The organism is Cryobacterium lyxosi (genome assembly GCF_004403345.1).
Taxonomy (GTDB): Bacteria; Actinomycetota; Actinomycetes; order Actinomycetales; family Microbacteriaceae; genus Cryobacterium; species Cryobacterium lyxosi.
This window is the reverse complement of the sequence record NZ_SOGT01000011.1, coordinates 229,607-246,806: the sequence shown is the minus strand read 5'-3', so window position 1 is coordinate 246,806 and position 17,200 is coordinate 229,607. Positions and strand designations below refer to the sequence as shown.

The window sequence follows — 17,200 nt, the reverse complement described above, 5'->3', positions numbered from 1 at the left end:
CTGCGGTTTCCCCGAATGCCGAAGCGTTGATGGTCACAACCCGGTCGTAGGGCGATACACCACCTTTGGCAAACTGCCGCGTGACTCTCCCCCGGCGGTGGCCGCCGGTGTATTCTCAACACATGCATCTCGTACCGGGAGCCAAATCGAAGCCGCCAGACGACGCGGCGCGTCTCGCCCTGTTCGGTCCTGCGGTATTCGGTTTTGTGACCCAGCTGCGCCTCCAGGAACGCGGATGGAGCTGGTACGGCAACCATGGCCATACGCTGGAAGCCCAGGTACATTATTGGCTAGCCGACCCGTCTGGTAATTTCTGGTTCGAAGATTCTCCAGCCGGTCCGGTCGGCATCGCCGAACTGCGCGGATTCGTCTTCACGGACGTGCCCGGTTCCACCAATCGCGGGGGCGATCCGATCCGGGATGCCCTCGACCAACACCTGCAGTATGTCGTGATGAACTATGCCAAAAACCCCTACGATTTCGGGTCGCAGTTGTGGGCCGACCGGCACACTCAACAGCAGTCCGAAATTGAACTCGCGATTGCCCACCGGTCGAACCTGGTCGTCGACGATACTGCCTTACCCGCCATTACGGTCACAGCCTCGGACTTTACTGCCACGGGTATGGCCCTGGCCGGCCGAGTAGTGACCGTCGTCATCCATTCGGCCGACGTTGCCAAGATCGACAATCGACTGTCCCGTCGGGTCTAACCTCGACCGGGACGGCACGGCACGGCACGAAGAGCCTAGAACGGAAGCAGCGGATCCACTCCGACGGCTACAAACAACAATGTCAGGTAGGCGATCGAGCCATGGAAGACGCGCATCGGTGACACGTGCTCGTGCCGAATCGCGAGGCTGTACAGCCGGTGCGTTTCGTAGATGAACCAGCCGCCTGTAACGAGCGCGACACAGGTGTAAAGCACGCCCATGTCGGCGATCGGAATCAGCAGCAGCGAGCACGCGACGGTGGCCCACGCGTACAGAATGACCTGTAGGCCCACCTGAGCGCGACCACGCACGACAGCGAGCATGGGGACGCCGGCGGCCAGGTAGTCGCTGCGGTATTTCATTGACAGCGGCCAGTAATGCGGCGGTGTCCACAGGAAAATGATCATAAACAGAATAACCGGCGGCCAGGACAGGTCTCCGGTCACGGCCGCCCAACCGATGAGGACGGGCATACAACCAGCTACACCGCCCCAAACGATGTTCTGGGGCGTACGACGCTTGAGAATGATCGTGTAAAAAACGACGTAGAGCACAATCGCGCCGAAGGACAGCGCGGCCGCCAGCCAGTTGGTCAGCAGGCCTAACCACAAAATGGATGCCGTACCCAGGGCCCACGCGAAGATCAGGGCTTCCCGGTCGCTGAGTTCTCCGGTGACCAGGGGGCGATTTTTAGTTCTCTTCATGAGACGGTCGATGTCACGGTCGAGATAGCAGTTGAATGCACCCGCGGATCCGGCGCTGAGCGAACCTCCTACGAGCGTCGCGAGGATGAGCCAGAGGCTTGGCATTCCCCGCTCGGCGAGAAGCATCGTGGGCGCCGTGACAACCAAGAGCAACTCGACAACTCGCGGTTTAGTCAGCGAAACGTAAGCCGTGAGGGTGCGCTTCAGCGTACGTGGAGTTCTCTCGATGGTCTGAAGTGCGACGTCCATAAATCCTCGAATGCTAGGCAGTTCTCTAATTCTAGGTCACCCAGTGGCCCGTCACTGCAAATGACAGGTCACGTCATATCGACGGCCCAGCGTCTTCGATGCGTATACTTAAGTGGCTCCCCACAGTGAATCAGTAGATCGGCGAGCCCCCGGGTGGGAGATGGCAGCATCTAGCAGGCCAACTCGCCGGGGGTGATTTTTTGCTTGCAGTCCCGCGTGACCAACGTGCGGGTCCGTCCTGCGAGAAGGCTGCCGACGCTTGCACAACTATCAAAGGATGGGTTGAGCCCAACCCGCCTTCGCTTCAATGAAGGGTTACGTGACGTGGCAGCTTTCCAATGGAATTCCGTTGACGATCAGGCGGTCGATACCGCACGCATTCTGGCGGCCGATGCCGTTGAGAAAGTTGGGAATGGGCATCCCGGCACGGCGATGAGCCTCGCTCCGGCCGCATATCTCCTGTTTCAGAAAGTCATGCGCCGCGATCCGTCCGACAACGACTGGATCGGTCGCGATCGATTCATTCTTTCGGTCGGCCACAGCTCGCTGAGCCAATACGTGCAGCTCTACCTCGGCGGTTACGGCCTCGAGCTCGACGATCTCAAGGCCCTGCGCACGTGGGGCTCCAAGACTCCCGGCCACCCGGAATACGGCCACACCGACGGCGTCGAGATCACCACCGGCCCGCTCGGCCAGGGCTTGGCATCCGCTGTTGGCTTCGCTTACGCGTCCCGCTTCGAGCGCGGCCTGTTCGACCCGGATGCCGCCACCGGCGACAGCCCGTTCGATCACTTCGTGTATGTCATCGCCGGCGATGGCGACTTGCAGGAAGGCATCACGAGCGAGGCATCCTCTCTCGCCGGCCACCAGCAGCTCGGCAATCTCATTGCCATCTACGACAGCAACCAGATCTCGATTGAAGACGACACCAACATTGCCTTCACCGAAGACGTCGCTGCTCGATACGCCGCCTACGACTGGCACGTGCAAACGGTGGATTGGAAGAAAACCGGCTCCTACGTCGAAGACGTCGCCGAGCTGCACGCGGCCATTGAAGCTGCGCAGCAGGAAACCGGCAAGCCCAGCCTGATCATCCTCAAAACGATCATCGGCTGGCCGAGCCCGAAGAAACAGAACACCGGCAAGATCCACGGGTCAGCCCTCGGTGCCGAAGAACTCGCCGGTGTGAAGACCGTTCTCGGCTTCGACCCGGAGAAGACCTTCGACGTGGCCCCCGAAGTCATCGCTCACACCCGGCTGGCCCTCGAACGCGGTGCGACCCAGCATGCTGAGTGGACCGTACAGTTCGATGCCTGGGCCGCTTTGAACCCCGAGCGCAAGGTTCTGCTCGACCGAGTGCTTTCCGGCGATCTGCCGGACGGCGTCGACGCGGCACTCCCGGTCTTCCCTGCCGGCACCGCGGTTTCCACCCGTGCAGCCTCCGGCAAGGTCCTGACCGCCCTCGGCGGCGTCATCCCGGAACTCTGGGGCGGTTCGGCGGACCTCGCCGAATCGAACAACACCACCATCGGCGGTGCGGCTTCGTTCATTCCGAGCGAGCACTCGACTGGCGAATGGACCGGCAACCCGCACGGTCGCGTGCTGCACTTCGGTATTCGTGAGCATGCCATGGCCGCGATTCTCAACGGCATCGTGCTACACGGCAACACCCGCCCGTTCGGTGGAACTTTTTTGATCTTCAGCGATTACATGCGACCGGCCGTTCGATTGGCAGCGCTCATGCGGGCGCCGTCGATCTTCGTCTGGACCCACGACTCAGTCGCTCTCGGCGAGGACGGGCCCACGCACCAGCCGATCGAACAGCTCGCGACCCTGCGCGCTATCCCGGGTCTCGATGTGGTTCGTCCCGGCGACGCCAACGAAACCGCATGGGCCTGGAAGACCATTCTGGAACGCCGGGGCGGCCCGGCTGGAATCGCCCTGACCCGCCAGAACATTCCCGTCTACGAGCGCGGCGAAGGAGCAGCATCCGGCGAAATCTTCGCCTCAGCGAAAAATGTCGCTCGTGGCGCCTACGTACTGGCCGAAGCGGTCGGCGGAATCCCCGACGTGATCCTCATCGCTACCGGCTCCGAAGTGCAGCTCGCCGTGGACGCTCGCGCCCAGCTCGCCGCCTCGGGCATTCACGCGCGCGTGGTCAGCGCCCCCTGCCTCGAATGGTTTGAAGAACAAAGCATCGAATACCGCGAGTCAGTGCTGCCTTCCGCCGTCACGGCACGGGTGTCGGTTGAAGCCGGCCTGGCGCTGACCTGGCGTGGCTACGTCGGCGATGCGGGCCGTAGCATCTCGATCGAACACTTCGGGGCATCCGCTGACTACCAGACGCTGTTCCGCGAATTCGGCATCACCACCGACGCTGTAGTTGCCGCCGCTAAGGAATCAATTAGTGCAGCGTGATGTTGCCCCCTAGTACGGGTCCAGCACCGCACTTCACCAACCTCTCCACACACCGCACGATCCAGCTGCCTGACGGCAGCACGACCAGGAGATTTCAACAATGACAAATCCGACCCCCCTCGCCCAGCTGTCCGCAGCGGGCGTCAGCATCTGGCTCGACGACCTCTCCCGCGAACGCATCAACTCCGGTGGACTCCAAGACCTGATCAAGAACAGCAACGTCGTCGGCGTCACGACCAACCCAACGATCTTCGCCGGCGCCCTGGCCAAGGGCGAGGCGTACACCGAGCAGGTCGCGACCCTCGCGGCCGCCGGTTCGAACGTGACCGACGCCGTCTTCGCCATCACCACGGACGACGTCGCGGCTGCCTGCGATATCTTTCGCCCGGTCTACGACTCGACGAACGGCCAGGATGGACGCGTCTCGATCGAAGTTGAGCCGAGCCTCGCACGCGACGCAGCTGGCACAGTCGCCGAAGCCCAGAAGCTTTGGGCTAAAGTCAACCGACCCAACGCGATGATCAAGATTCCGGCGACGGTCGAGGGCCTGGAAGCCATCACGGCGACGATCGCCCTCGGCATCAGCGTCAACGTCACCCTGATCTTCAGCCTCGAGCGCCACCGCCAGGTCATCAACGCCTACCTGGCCGGCCTCGAGCAGGCCAAGGCTGCCGGTTTCGACCTCTCCACGATTCACTCCGTGGCCTCGTTCTTCGTCTCGCGCGTCGACTCTGAGGTCAACGCCCGCCTCGAAGTTATCGGCACCCCCGAAGCCCTTGCGCTCAAGAGCAAGGCTGGCGTCGCCAATGCCCAGCTTGCTTATCAGGTCTACGAGCAGGCGTTCAGCAGTGAACGCGCCCTCGGCCTGATCAAGGCCGGGGCGACCAAGCAACGTCCTCTCTGGGCTTCGACCGGCGTCAAGGATGCCAGCCTTCCCGACACCCTGTACGTCACCGAACTGGTCGCCCCCGAAGTCGTCAACACGATGCCGGAGAAGACCATGCAGGCGGCGGCTGACCACGGAGTCATCCCAGCCGACTCGGTGACCGGCTCGTATGCAGCCGCAAACGCGATACTCGATGCGCTGTCCGCACAGGGTGTCTCATACGACGACGTCACTCGCCTGCTTGAAGAGGAAGGCCTGTCGAAGTTCGAGGTGTCGTGGAACGAACTGCTCGACACCGTACAGACGGCCCTCACCTCCGCCTCGACCCCTCCGGTCGCGTAATGAGCTTTCGCATCTCGGTGAGTGGTGCCGCAGCCGATGCTGTGCGCGCCACAGTACCTACCCTGATCACAGACCTAGTCGCGTCCGGAATCACCGCCCAGGACCCCTCGCTGTGGGGTCCGGCAGTCGAAGCCGAGGCCGCGGTACGTCTCGGCTGGACGGAGTCTGTCACCGTATCCCGCCCGCTCGTCGCCCAAATTGTGGAGCTGCGGGCCGCCCTCCAGGCCCGCGGTGTCACCCAGATCGCACTCGCCGGAATGGGCGGATCGTCGCTCGCTCCCGAGGTCATCACCCGCACCGCGGGAGTGAACCTCACTGTGCTCGACGCGACCGACCCCGGTCAAGTCCTATCCGCGTTGAACGACAATCTGGCCGGAACGGCACTCGTTGTCTCGTCTAAGAGCGGCTCAACCGTTGAAACCGACAGCCAGCGTCGCGTGTTCGAGCGCGCGTTCCGGGATATCGGAATCGACCCGGCCGAACGCATCATCGTCGTGACCGACCCGGGGTCGCCGCTCGAGGCATCCGCCCGGGAAGCTGGTTACCGCGTGTTCAACGCTGACCCCACAGTCGGCGGACGCTACTCGGCGCTGACCGCATTTGGTCTCGTTCCGTCAGGCTTGGCCGGTGTTGACATCGGAGCGCTCCTCGACGAAGCCGAATCCATCTCGCAGGCACTGGCTGCTGATTCCCCCGAGAATCCGGGACTCGTGCTCGGAGCGGCGATCGCCGCTACCAGTCCTCGTCGGGACAAGCTCGCCATCGTCTCGGACGGTACCCACATTGTGGGCTTCGCTGACTGGGTCGAACAACTCATCGCAGAATCCACCGGCAAGCTCGGCACCGGCATTCTGCCGGTTGTTCTCGAACTTGACGCTCCCGAGCTGACCGAGGTGCTGCCGGACCTGCAGCTCGTGCGGGTTGTCGCCGACGCCGGCACCGATCTTTTCGCTGAAACCGGCGACGAGGTTCGCGTCAGCGGAAGCCTCGGAGCACAGTTTTTGGTCTGGGAATACGCGACCGTCGTCGCCGGCCGTTTACTCGGCATCAACCCGTTCGACCAGCCAGATGTGGAGTCCGCCAAGATTGCCACGCGCGGGTTGCTTGACGCCCGCCCAGCGCCGGAACCGGCCGCCTTCATCGCGGACGGTATCGAAGTGCGTGGCACGCCGCACGTTATCGGTGCGGCGAGCGATCTCGCCTCGGCAATCGACGCTCTGCTTGAAGAACTCGGCCCCGACGGATATGTTGCTGTCCAAGCCTATGTAGACCGGCTGGCCCTGCCGGAACTGGCCGAGATTCGCAACAAGCTCACCACGCTCTCGAAGCGTCCGGTCACGTTCGGCTGGGGACCACGCTTTCTGCACTCCACCGGACAGTTCCACAAGGGCGGACCGGCAACGGCCGTATACCTGCAGATTTTGGCCACGCCGGCGAAAGACCTCGACGTCCCCGAGCGCCCCTTCACGTTTGGCGAACTGATTCAGGCGCAGGCCAGTGGCGACGCGAGTGTGCTCGCCGAACACGGGCGGCCGGTATTGACGTTGACCCTGACGCAACCCAAGCAGAATATCCCCACATTGTTCAAGGCTTTGGCCTAAAAAAACCTACAAACCGAACACTTGGTTGGTTCTTCGCAGGCGGAGCCCCGTGAGGAACCAACCAAGCGAACGGATTAGTTTCTCCGCAGCACCCCGTTGCCTGCGTTCTCGATTTTCCCGCACTGAACCGTTAAAGGAGTTGCATGTCCCCGGTGGAAATTACCCCGGAGTTTAATCCGCTCAGGTCGCCATCCGACTATCGACTGAATCGTATCGCCGGGCCGTCCAGCCTCGTGATTTTCGGCGTAACCGGTGACCTCGCGCGCAAGAAACTCATGCCCGCGGTCTATGACCTTGCAAATCGAGGCTTACTGCCACCCGGATTCGCCCTCGTCGGATTTGCCCGCCGAGACTGGGACAACGAAGACTTCATGGAAGTCGTGCATGATGCCGTGAAGGAACATGCCCGCACAGAGTTCCACGAGGATGTTTGGGCGCAGCTGGCCGAAGGCATCCGTTTTGTTTCTGGCACCTTTGACGATGACGAAGCGTTCACGCGCCTCAGCCAGACCATTGACGAGTTGGACCGTGAGCGTGGCACGATGGGCAACCACGCGTTCTACCTGGCCATTCCGCCCAAGGCGTTTCCACAGGTGACAGAGCAGCTGCGCCGCTCCGGCCTGGCCGAGCAGAAAAATGGGCAATGGCGACGCGTCGTCATCGAGAAGCCGTTCGGCAGTGACCTGACCACGGCACGGCAGCTCAACGACGTCGTCGAATCGGTCTTTCCTCCGGACTCGGTCTTTCGGATCGACCACTACCTCGGCAAGGAGACGGTGCAAAATATTCTTGCGCTGCGCTTCGCCAACGAGATGTTCGAACCGCTCTGGAATGCCAACCACGTCGAACACGTGCAGATCACCATGGCTGAAGACATCGGCGTGGGAGGTCGGGCCGGCTACTATGACGGTATTGGTGCCGCCCGCGACGTGATCCAGAACCACCTGCTGCAGCTTCTCGCGCTCACGGCCATGGAAGAACCGATCTCCTTCGACGCTGCCGACCTGCGCGCCGAGAAGGAAAAGGTACTCGCCTCGGTTCGACTCCCCGCGGACCTCGGTGAGGGCACCGCCCGCGGGCAGTACGCCGGCGGCTGGCAGGGCGGAGAAAAGGTCGTCGGGTTCCTGGAGGAAGACGGCATGAACCCCGATTCCGTCACCGAAACCTACGCCGCCATGCGGCTGACAATCGACACCCGACGCTGGGCTGGTGTTCCGTTCTATCTGCGCGCCGGTAAACGCCTCGGACGTCGTGTGACGGAAATTGCCGTGGTCTTCAAACGAGCACCGCAATACCTGTTCGCACCGGGCCAGACCGCCGAACTCGGCCACAACGCCCTGGTTATTCGGGTGCAGCCCGACGAGGGCGTCACTATCCGTTTTGGATCGAAAGTTCCGGGTGTCGTCATGCAGGTTCGCGACGTGACCATGGACTTCGGTTATGGACATGCTTTCACCGAGGCGAGCCCCGAAGCGTACGAGAGACTCATCCTCGACGTACTTCTCGGCGACCCGCCCTTGTTCCCGCGCCACGAGGAGGTCGAATTGTCTTGGAAGATTCTCGACCCGATCGAAGAGTACTGGGCTACGCAAGGACAGCCAGAACCCTATCGCCCCGGAACCTGGGGACCCACATCCGCTGACGACCTGCTGGCCCGCGACGGCCGAACCTGGAGGCGACCATGATCGTTGATCTGCCCAACACCACGACCGCGAAGATATCGAAGACGCTCGTGCGTATTCGCGAGGAGGGCGGTGCCGTTGCCCTCGGGCGGGTGCTGACCCTGATCATCGCGTCACAGCTCGGAAACGAGGAAGAGGCCATCGAAGCGGCCAACGACGCGTCGAGGGAACACCCGATGCGCGTCATCGTCGTGTCAACGCAGGAACACGATGCGGCTAATTCCGTTGCGCGGGTTGATGCAGAGATTCGCGTCGGAGGCGACGCTGGCGCGAGCGAAGTCATCGTCTTGCGTGTTTACGGGGATGCCGCCGCCGACCCGGAGAGCCTGGTCACCGGTCTGCTGTTGTCGGATGCGCCGGTTGTCGCCTGGTGGCCCGGCACGGCTCCCGCCGTTCCCAGTGACTCCCCTATTGGCCGGATCGCCTATCGACGCATTACGGATGCCTCAGCCCAGCCTGACCCACAGGCAGCACTGCGCGAGCTCTCCGGCAGCTACCGGCCAGGCGACAACGACTTCGCCTGGACTCGGCTGACGCTCTGGCGCGCCCAACTCGCCGCGGTTCTGGATCAGCCCCCCTACGAGCCCATCATCGGTATTCAAGTCATTGGCGCAGCGGCGTCCCCCTCGACGACGCTACTCGCCGCGTGGCTCCAGATGCAGCTGCAGGTACCCGTGGAGTGCAAGCTGACAACCGGCCCCCTGGCTAATGGTGTGCACGGCGTACATCTGCAGCGAGCGTCGGGAACGATTTCACTCGAACGCGAGATTCCTGATATCGCTACGCTCAGCCAGCCTGGGCAGCCGTTGCAGGACCTGACGCTCAAGCGTCGCAGCCTGCGGGACTGTCTGGCCGACGAGCTGCGCCGCCTCGACCCCGATGAGCTGTATGGTGAGGTCATCACCCGCGGGTTATCGCAGCTCAAAAAAGTGGTGAGCCAGTAGACCGGAGCCTAACCGTGACAAATGACCGACGCGTGCTACTGCACCAGAACAAGCACGCCCTAGCCGCGTCGGTCGCTGCACGGTTCCTGACTAATATGGTGGACGTTCTGCACCAGCAGGAGGAGGCGAATGTCGTACTCACCGGTGGTTCCGTTGGTATCGCTGTTCTGGCTGCCGTCAACGAATCGCCCGCCCGCGACACCATCGATTGGTCGCGGGTCAATTTCTGGTGGGGCGACGAACGTTGGTTGCCACGCACCGATCCGGAGCGCAATGAATTGCAAGCGCGCGAAGCGCTCCTAGACCACATTTCGGTACCGCCAGAGAATATTCACGCCTTCGGAGCATCGGATGATGCGGTCGAAGCCGGTACGGACGCGCTCGATGCTGCGGCCGCACGGTATACGGCGGAGTTACTGGGTCGAGCCCCTAATGGGGCCCAATACCCCCGAATCGATGTGATGTTACTCGGAGTCGGACCGGACGGACACATTGCGTCGTTGTTCCCACACCGATCGGGTATCCGCGAGCGTGAAGCCAGTGTCGTCGCCGTCCGCGACTCCCCCAAGCCTCCGGCCGCCCGATTATCGTTGACCCGCCCCGTGATCAACTCCTCGGATCGCGTCTGGCTGGTGCTGGCAGGCTCGGACAAGGCGTCGGCGCTCGGGCTAGCCCTCGCCGGGGCCAGCCGCGACGAGGTACCCGCAGCAGGAATCAAAGGCCGTTACCGCACCGTGTTCTTCGTTGACAACGACGCAGCAGCACAAGTGCCCGAAAGCCTCATCGCTCCGGGCTATTAGATTCGGGCTATTAGATTCGGGCCATCCGTTTACCCCTCGCCCACCATCGGCGTGTTCGGATACAAAAAACACCGGTTCTCGACCAATCGAGAACCGGTGTTTTGCGCTCTCGCGTCAGTTCGTCGGTGATAACTTGCCACGACGAACGCGCAGCTGGTTGAGGGCCTCTTCGAGCAGCGAATCGGCCTCTTCTTCGGTCCGGCGCTCCTTGACGTAGGCGAGGTGCGTTTTGTACGGCTCGAGCTTCACGACCGACGGAGGATTCTCCTTGTCGCGCCCGGCCGGCAGCCCCGATGATGGGCAATCGATGGTGACGGGAATTTCTTCGTCCGGCAAGCTTGCCGCAAAGTACCGCACGGTTTCATTTCCATGCGCATCCCAGTACGAGATTTTGATGCGGTCCGCGTGAAAACCACGGTCCTGCTCGCCCATGGGGCCCGCGCCTACACGCGAGCCACGAATTGCACTTCCGCCTGATGCCATCTTGTTCCTCCGTTGACTCGTGCAGTTGTGCGCTGCAAATTCGAGCTGTTATTGGTGTGATTGCTGTTGTGATGTACCGTCAAAATCTGTGCCCGGAAAACTCAGGGTAACCCCGCGCGGGGCGAAAAGTTAAGCCCCTGTATCGAACTTGGTGATCAATCCGAGTACTACGATGCAGGAGATCCACAGCAGACCCAGAATGACCGTGATGCGATTGAGGTTGCGTTCGGCAACGCCCGACGCCCCCAGGTTGGAAGTTACGCCGCCGCCAAACATGTCCGACAATCCACCGCCCCGTCCCTTATGCAACAGAATGAGCATGGTGAGCAGGAGGCTCGTGATACCAACGAGCACCTGCATGACGACCTGGAGAATCTCCACACGAAACCTTTCAAAACACGGTGGGCGCAACTCGGGCGCCAAGACCATCGTAATTATACTCTGCAGGCAACAGCGAGATGGTTGCCGGACGGGCAACCATCTCGCTGCTCACTGTCAGGTGCGCTGCGTCCTAGAGGCCGACGTGCTTCTGGTACCGAATAATGCTGGAAAATTCCGCAATATCCAGGCTCGCACCACCAACGAGGGCACCGTCGACATTGGGCTCCCGCATGTACGCGGCGATGTTGGTGCTCTTGACCGAACCGCCGTAGAGGATGCGGGTCTTGTCCGCGACGTCCTGCCCGAGGGTGTCGGAGAGAACCCCACGCAGTGCGGCCGCTACCTGCTCGGCCTGCTCCGGCGTGGCGGCCTGGCCGGACCCAATGGCCCAGACGGGCTCATAGGCCACGACAATGTCCACCGCGTTCGTGACGCCCGCGAGAGCGGCACGCAGCTGGGCGACCGGAACCGCACTGGGACCATGAACGGCGAGGTCTTCGGCGCTCTCTCCGACGCAAATCAGCGGCACGAGGTTGTGCTTGAGGGCGGCGGTCACCTTGGACGCAACCTGCTCATCGGACTCGTTGTGCAGGGTGCGGCGTTCGGAGTGACCGATGATGACGTATTGGCACTCCAGCTGAGCGAGGAAGGCACCCGAAATCTCACCGGTGTACGCTCCCGAATCGTGTGCTGAGACGTCTTGCGCACCGAAGGCGAGCGGAAGCTTGTCCGCCGAGATGAGGGTCTGCACGCTGCGCAGATCCGTGAACGGAGGGAACACGGCTACCTCGACGGCGGCGGTGTCGTGGCCGGCATCCTTGAGATTCCAAGCGAGCTTCTGCACGAAAGCAATCGCCTGGAGGTGGTCCAGGTTCATTTTCCAGTTGCCCGCAATCAGCGGTGTTCGCCGAGGGTTGATGTTCACTGCCATCCGAGGACCTCCAGTCCTGGGAGACGCTTGCCTTCGAGAAATTCGAGGCTTGCGCCGCCGCCGGTAGAAATATGACCGAATTGGTCGTCGTTGAAACCGAGAATGCGCACAGCACCGGCGGAGTCGCCACCACCGACCACGCTGAGGCCGGTGACCTCGGTGAGCGCGGCAGCCACGGTACGGGTGCCCTCTGCGAACGGTGCCAGTTCGAAAACACCCATCGGACCGTTCCAGAATACCGTCTTCGATGCTCGAATAATCTCGGCGAATGCTTGAGCGGTATCCGGCCCGATGTCCAGGCCGAGACCATTCGCACCGAAGGGGGTGTCCTCGATTCCCTCTGCCGGGGTGGTCACGTGCTCAGCGTCGGCGCCGAACTTTGAGGCGACCACTACATCTGTCGGGAGCACAATTTTCACTCCAAGACGTTCGGCTTCGGTCAGATATCCACGAACCGTCTTAATCTGGTCACTTTCCAAGAGGCTGGCACCAACCTTGTGCCCCTGGGCGGCCAAAAAGGTAAACAGCATGCCGCCGCCAATCAGCAGCGAGTTCACCCGCGGCAGCAGGTGTCCGATGACGCCGAGCTTGTCACTCACTTTCGAACCGCCAAGGATGACCGTGTACGGCGCGTGTGGCTTTTCGGTGAGCTGATCGAGCACGCCGAGTTCGGCGGCGATGAGCAGGCCGGCAGCGCTTGGAAGCAGCGTGGCGAGATCGAACACGCTGGCCTGCTTGCGGTGTACGACGCCAAAGCCATCGGAGACGAGTGCGTCGCCGAGCAGTGCGAGCTTGTGCGCGAAGGCGAGGCGCTCGGCATCCACTGTGCTGGTTTCACCGGCATTGAAGCGCAGGTTCTCCAGAACGACGATGTCCCCGTTCTGCAAGGCCGCGACGGCCTGCGTGGCCGCATCGCCGACGGTGTCGGCGGCGAAGGCCACGGGGTGGTTCACCAGTTCGCTCAGGCGGTCGGCGACGGGCCTCAGGCTGTATTGGGGGTCAACGGCCCCGCCGGGGCGCCCGAGGTGAGAAACAATCACCACGCGGGCGCCCTGGGCGACGAGGGCGTTGAGAGTGGGCAGTGACGCCCGCACTCGTCCGTCGTCGGTGATCTGCCCGTCTTTCAACGGAACATTCAGGTCGAAGCGGACAATAACCCGCTTGCCGGTCAGCGAACCGAGCGAGTCAATCGTGCGTAACGTCACCGCGCGGCCGTTAGAGTCGCTCGGCGACGAACTCGGTGAGGTCAACGAGACGGTTGGAGTAACCCCACTCGTTGTCGTACCACGAGGCAACCTTGACCTGATCGCCGATCACCTTGGTCAGGCCGGCGTCGAAGACCGAGGAGTGCGGGTCGCCGACGATGTCGCTGGACACAATCGGGTCCTCGGTATAGCTGAGAATGCCTTTGAGCGGGCCATTGGCTGCAGCCTTGTATGCGGCGTTCACTTCTTCGACCGTTACCGCACGGGAGGCGGTGAGGGTGAGGTCCGTGATCGAACCGGTCGGAACCGGAACGCGCAACGCATAACCGTCGAGCTTGCCGATGCTCTCCGGGATGACCAGGCCAAGAGCCTTAGCGGCACCGGTGGAGGTCGGGATGATGTTCAGCGCAGCGGCACGGGCACGACGGAGGTCACTGTGCGGTCCGTCCTGGAGGTTCTGGTCTGCGGTGTAGGCGTGGATGGTGGTCATGAGGCCACGCTCAATGCCGAAGTTGTCGAGGAAAACCTTGACGAGCGGCGCGAGGCAGTTCGTCGTGCAGGACGCGTTCGAGATAATGTCGTGGATCGCAGAATCATACGTGTCTTCGTTCACACCGAGCACGAGCGTTGCCACGTCAGCACCCGTCGCCGGGGCCGAGACTATGACCTTTTTGGCACCGGCAGCGATGTGCTTCTGCGCATCGACGGCCTTCGTGAAACGGCCGGTGGATTCGATGACGATTTCAACACCCAGGGTGCCCCACGGCAGGTTGGCCGGGTCGCGCTCGGCGAGCACCTTGATGGCCTTGCCGTTGACGATGATGTTGTCGCCGTCGACCTCGACGGTGGCGTTCAGGCGTCCACCGACGGAGTCGTACTTGAGCAAGTGGGCGAGCGACGCGGGGTCGCTGAGGTCGTTGACGGCGACAATTTCGATGTCACTACCCTTGGCAAGCGCGGCTCGGAAGTAGTTTCGACCAATTCGGCCAAAACCGTTGATACCGATCTTTACGGACACAAATAGCTCCTGTTGTTGAAAAAGGCGCCGACGGCGCGATGAAAAAATGCGAAACGAACGTTGGTGCCCCGTATTGCCCGGGGCACCAACAGCCTACGAGAGTAGTAGCAGGCCGTTCGTCTTCTCACGTGCGACGGTGAAGCGCTCCTGCACGTTTGCCCAGTTGGCAATGTTCCAGAAGGCCTTGATGTAGTCAGCGCGCACGTTGCGGTAGTCGAGGTAATAGGCGTGCTCCCACACGTCGAGCATGAGAACTGGAACCGTACCGGCAGCGAAGTTGGACTGCTGGTCGAAAAACTGCTGGATGATCAGACGCTGACCGATGGAGTCCCACGCGAGCACGGCCCAACCGGAGCCCTGCACACCGAGCGCGGCAGCGGTGAAGTGCGCCTGGAACTTGTCGAATGATCCAAAGTTGTCATCGATTGCGGCCGCGAGCTCGCCAACGGGCTTGTCGCCGCCGTTCGGGGACAGGTTGGTCCAAAAAATGGAATGGTTGACGTGACCGCCGAGGTTGAAGGCGAGGTCTTTCTGGAGCTTGTTCACGTTGGCGAGGCTTCCGCTGTCGCGGGCTTCCGCGAGCTGGGCAAGTGCCGTGTTGGCGCCGGTGACGTACGCCTGGTGGTGCTTGCCATGGTGGAGTTCCATGATGGTGCCGCTGATGCTGGGCTCGAGAGCCGCGTAATCATAATCAAGGGTGGGCAGGGTGTATTCAGCCATTACTTTTCTCCTTGTGAGTTGTGCCACCGTACCGGGTGCGGCGGCGTTGTAAGCGACAATTCAGTCTAACCGCGCGCGTTCGAAGTCACAGAATTCATGACCTCGCGCACCGTCACGGTTCGATTCAGACGGGCACTACGTCGTCGGGGTGAATCGGATAGCCGACGTCGGTGCCTTCGATGCCGAGTTCGACCGCTTTCTTGTCTGCCATAGCGAGCAGGCGTCGAATTCGGCCGGCGACGGCGTCCTTGGTCATGGGCGGATCGGCGTGGTGGCCGAGCTCGTCGAGGCTGGAGTCACGAAAATTCAGACGCAGGTCTCCCGCGTAGCGCAGGTGCTCGGGGATATCCTCGCCGAGGATATCCATCGCTCGCTGCACCCGGGTGCAGGCCGCAACCGCCGCTTCGGCGGAACGACGCAGGTTGGCGTCATCAAAGTTGACCAATCGGTTTGCTGTGGCGCGCACTTCACGGCGTTGGCGCAAGGTTTCCCAGTTGAGCACCGTGTTGGTGGCACCCATGTGGACGAGCATCGCCCCAATGGCGTCGCCATCGCGGATAACGACGCGGTGCACCCCCCGGACTTCGCGCGCCTTGGCCGCGACGCCGAGGCGGCCAGCCGCTCCGACAAGTGCCATGGCTGCCTCGTTGCCAGGACAGACGACCTCAAGCGCCGCCGATCGGCCCGGATCGGTCAGGGTGCCATGGGCGAGGAAAGCGCCGCGCCAGACGGCGGCGATTTCTTCCTTCGAGCCCGTGGTCAGACGGTTGGGCAGACCGCGAATCGGGCGGCGGCGGGCATCCAGCAGGCCGGTTTGTCGCGCCAGTGTCTCGCCTCCCTCGATCACCTGGACGAGGTAATGGCTGGACTGACGGATGCCGGTGGCCGCGATGACCTGCAGAGCGCTGCGTACCCCATAGAGTTCAGCGAGATCTTTGCGCACCCTTCGAGCCAAGATGGCAGTGTCGAGTTCGGACTCGATCGCGATGCGGCTGCTGATCATGTGTAATCCGCCGGAGAACCGGAGAATCGTGGCCAGTTCGGCCGCGCGCACGGTGGTCTTGGAGACCTCCACGCGCGAAAGTTCATCTTTAACGTCGGCGGTGAGTGCCAATCGCTTTTCCATTCTGTTGATCAGTTGCGTTACGTCTGAGTGGTGAAAGCCCGGGGAGCTGGATGCTGCGCCCGGGCTCGCTTATTCGCGTCCGAGGTCGCGGTCCTTGATATTGACCGCGACACCGGGAAGTTTTTCAAGCCGCGAGGCCAGTTCCCTGGCCATGGCGACAGAGCGGTGCTTGCCTCCGGTGCAGCCGATGCCGATTGTGGCGTGGTGTTTATTTTCCCGCTGATACCCGGCCAGCACCGGCGCCATGGCGGCGGCGTAGTGGTCGATAAAATCAAGGGCACCCGTTTGGGCAAGTACAAAGTCTCTCACCTCCGGCTCGACACCGGTGTGCGCGCGCAACTCGGGAATCCAGAACGGGTTCGGTAAAAAGCGAACATCCGCGATCAGATCGACATCCGTCGGCAGACCGTACTTGAAGCCGAAGCTCATAATGGTTAGCTGCACCCCCGCTCGCCCCTCGGCCGCGAACCGCTCGGTGATCGTCGTCGCGAGCTGGTGCACGTTGAGGTCAGAGGTGTCAACGACGAGATCACTCGACTCCCGAACGGCGAGCAACCGAGAACGTTCCGCCGAAATGCCGTCGAGAAGGGTACCGTCGCCCTGCAGCGGATGCGGCCGCCGTACGGATTCAAACCTGCGCACGAGCGCGTCGTCCCGGGCTTCAAGAAAGATAACCTGCACCTGGGTGTTGCTGCGAAGTTGTTGCACGGTTTCGAGAAAATCACCGAACAGATCGCGGCCGCGAATGTCCACGACAGCCGCGATCTTGGGCAAATTCGTGCCGGCCCGTTCGACCAGATCGACCAGGGGCCGCAGCATTTGCGGCGGAAGATTGTCGACGACGTACCAGTCCAGGTCTTCCAATGCGTTGGCTACGGTGGAGCGTCCCGCCCCGGACATTCCCGTGACGATCAGCACTTCCTGCTTGTCGGGGTCCGTAGTCATTCTTGGAAATCGCCTTAATGAGAAGTTGATGGACTAGCAAGCCTACCGAGCGCTG

The 17,200-nt window shown here is 62.1% G+C and carries 16 protein-coding genes; 7 read left to right on the top strand and 9 right to left on the bottom strand.

The features are described 5' to 3' along the window. The first annotated feature begins 122 nt into the window (after positions 1-122). A complete protein-coding gene (locus E3T27_RS09175) occupies positions 123-710 on the top strand; it encodes a hypothetical protein (RefSeq protein ID WP_134572312.1) in 588 nt (195 codons plus the stop codon). Positions 711-745: 35 nt separating this feature from the next. Here the strand turns inward: E3T27_RS09175 and E3T27_RS09170 are convergent, their stop codons facing one another. Next, on the bottom strand, positions 746-1,663 hold the full coding sequence (locus E3T27_RS09170) for a heme o synthase (protein WP_134572311.1): 918 nt from the start codon (positions 1,661-1,663) through the stop codon (positions 746-748). A 324-nt stretch (positions 1,664-1,987) separates the two neighbouring features. On the opposite strand from E3T27_RS09170, the gene tkt reads away from it, so the two are divergent. The 6 genes from tkt to pgl all read left to right on the top strand — a co-directional run bounded on the left by tkt (position 1,988) and on the right by pgl (position 10,336). After that, complete coding sequence (gene tkt, locus E3T27_RS09165; RefSeq protein WP_134572310.1) at positions 1,988-4,081, top strand: transketolase; 2,094 nt, start codon at positions 1,988-1,990, stop codon at positions 4,079-4,081. 100 nt (positions 4,082-4,181) lie between these two features. Next, the gene (tal, locus tag E3T27_RS09160; protein ID WP_134572309.1) at positions 4,182-5,309 is read left to right on the top strand and encodes a transaldolase; all 1,128 of its coding nucleotides are present in this window, start codon (positions 4,182-4,184) and stop codon (positions 5,307-5,309) included. Next, positions 5,309-6,910, top strand: a complete 1,602-nt coding sequence (locus E3T27_RS09155; protein ID WP_104197983.1) for a glucose-6-phosphate isomerase — start codon at positions 5,309-5,311, stop codon at positions 6,908-6,910. The genes tal and E3T27_RS09155 overlap by 1 nt, the downstream gene beginning before the upstream one ends. 143 nt (positions 6,911-7,053) lie before the next feature. After that, the gene (zwf, locus tag E3T27_RS09150) at positions 7,054-8,595 is read left to right on the top strand and encodes a glucose-6-phosphate dehydrogenase (protein ID WP_104197982.1); all 1,542 of its coding nucleotides are present in this window, start codon (positions 7,054-7,056) and stop codon (positions 8,593-8,595) included. Further along, on the top strand, positions 8,592-9,536 hold the full coding sequence (locus E3T27_RS09145; protein WP_104197981.1) for a glucose-6-phosphate dehydrogenase assembly protein OpcA: 945 nt from the start codon (positions 8,592-8,594) through the stop codon (positions 9,534-9,536). Before zwf ends, E3T27_RS09145 begins: the two co-directional genes overlap by 4 nt. Positions 9,537-9,550: 14 nt before the next feature. Further along, positions 9,551-10,336: a 6-phosphogluconolactonase gene (gene pgl, locus E3T27_RS09140; RefSeq protein ID WP_104197980.1), complete on the top strand. Its 786-nt coding sequence runs from the start codon at positions 9,551-9,553 to the stop codon at positions 10,334-10,336. A gap of 114 nt (positions 10,337-10,450) precedes the next feature. Here the strand turns inward: pgl and E3T27_RS09135 are convergent, their stop codons facing one another. From E3T27_RS09135 to rapZ, 8 genes are all read right to left on the bottom strand, one after another. Further along, positions 10,451-10,819 (bottom strand): RNA polymerase-binding protein RbpA, encoded by a 369-nt coding sequence (locus E3T27_RS09135; RefSeq protein ID WP_104197979.1) that lies wholly within the window; start codon positions 10,817-10,819, stop codon positions 10,451-10,453. A gap of 129 nt (positions 10,820-10,948) precedes the next feature. Then, on the bottom strand, positions 10,949-11,200 hold the full coding sequence (secG, locus tag E3T27_RS09130; RefSeq protein WP_092340102.1) for a preprotein translocase subunit SecG: 252 nt from the start codon (positions 11,198-11,200) through the stop codon (positions 10,949-10,951). Between the two features lie 130 nt (positions 11,201-11,330). Beyond that, complete coding sequence (tpiA, locus tag E3T27_RS09125) at positions 11,331-12,131, bottom strand: triose-phosphate isomerase (RefSeq protein ID WP_174722201.1); 801 nt, start codon at positions 12,129-12,131, stop codon at positions 11,331-11,333. Next, positions 12,122-13,336, bottom strand: a complete 1,215-nt coding sequence (locus E3T27_RS09120; RefSeq protein ID WP_134572308.1) for a phosphoglycerate kinase — start codon at positions 13,334-13,336, stop codon at positions 12,122-12,124. Before E3T27_RS09120 ends, tpiA begins: the two co-directional genes overlap by 10 nt. A 10-nt stretch (positions 13,337-13,346) precedes the next feature. Continuing rightward, positions 13,347-14,354: a type I glyceraldehyde-3-phosphate dehydrogenase gene (gene gap / locus E3T27_RS09115; RefSeq protein WP_104197977.1), complete on the bottom strand. Its 1,008-nt coding sequence runs from the start codon at positions 14,352-14,354 to the stop codon at positions 13,347-13,349. A 93-nt stretch (positions 14,355-14,447) separates the two neighbouring features. Beyond that, positions 14,448-15,074 (bottom strand): superoxide dismutase, encoded by a 627-nt coding sequence (locus E3T27_RS09110; RefSeq protein WP_104197976.1) that lies wholly within the window; start codon positions 15,072-15,074, stop codon positions 14,448-14,450. Between the two features lie 124 nt (positions 15,075-15,198). Further along, positions 15,199-16,188 (bottom strand): DNA-binding protein WhiA, encoded by a 990-nt coding sequence (gene whiA / locus E3T27_RS09105; RefSeq protein WP_104197975.1) that lies wholly within the window; start codon positions 16,186-16,188, stop codon positions 15,199-15,201. An 81-nt stretch (positions 16,189-16,269) separates the two neighbouring features. After that, complete coding sequence (gene rapZ / locus E3T27_RS09100; RefSeq protein WP_134572307.1) at positions 16,270-17,145, bottom strand: RNase adapter RapZ; 876 nt, start codon at positions 17,143-17,145, stop codon at positions 16,270-16,272. Positions 17,146-17,200 lie beyond the last annotated feature (55 nt).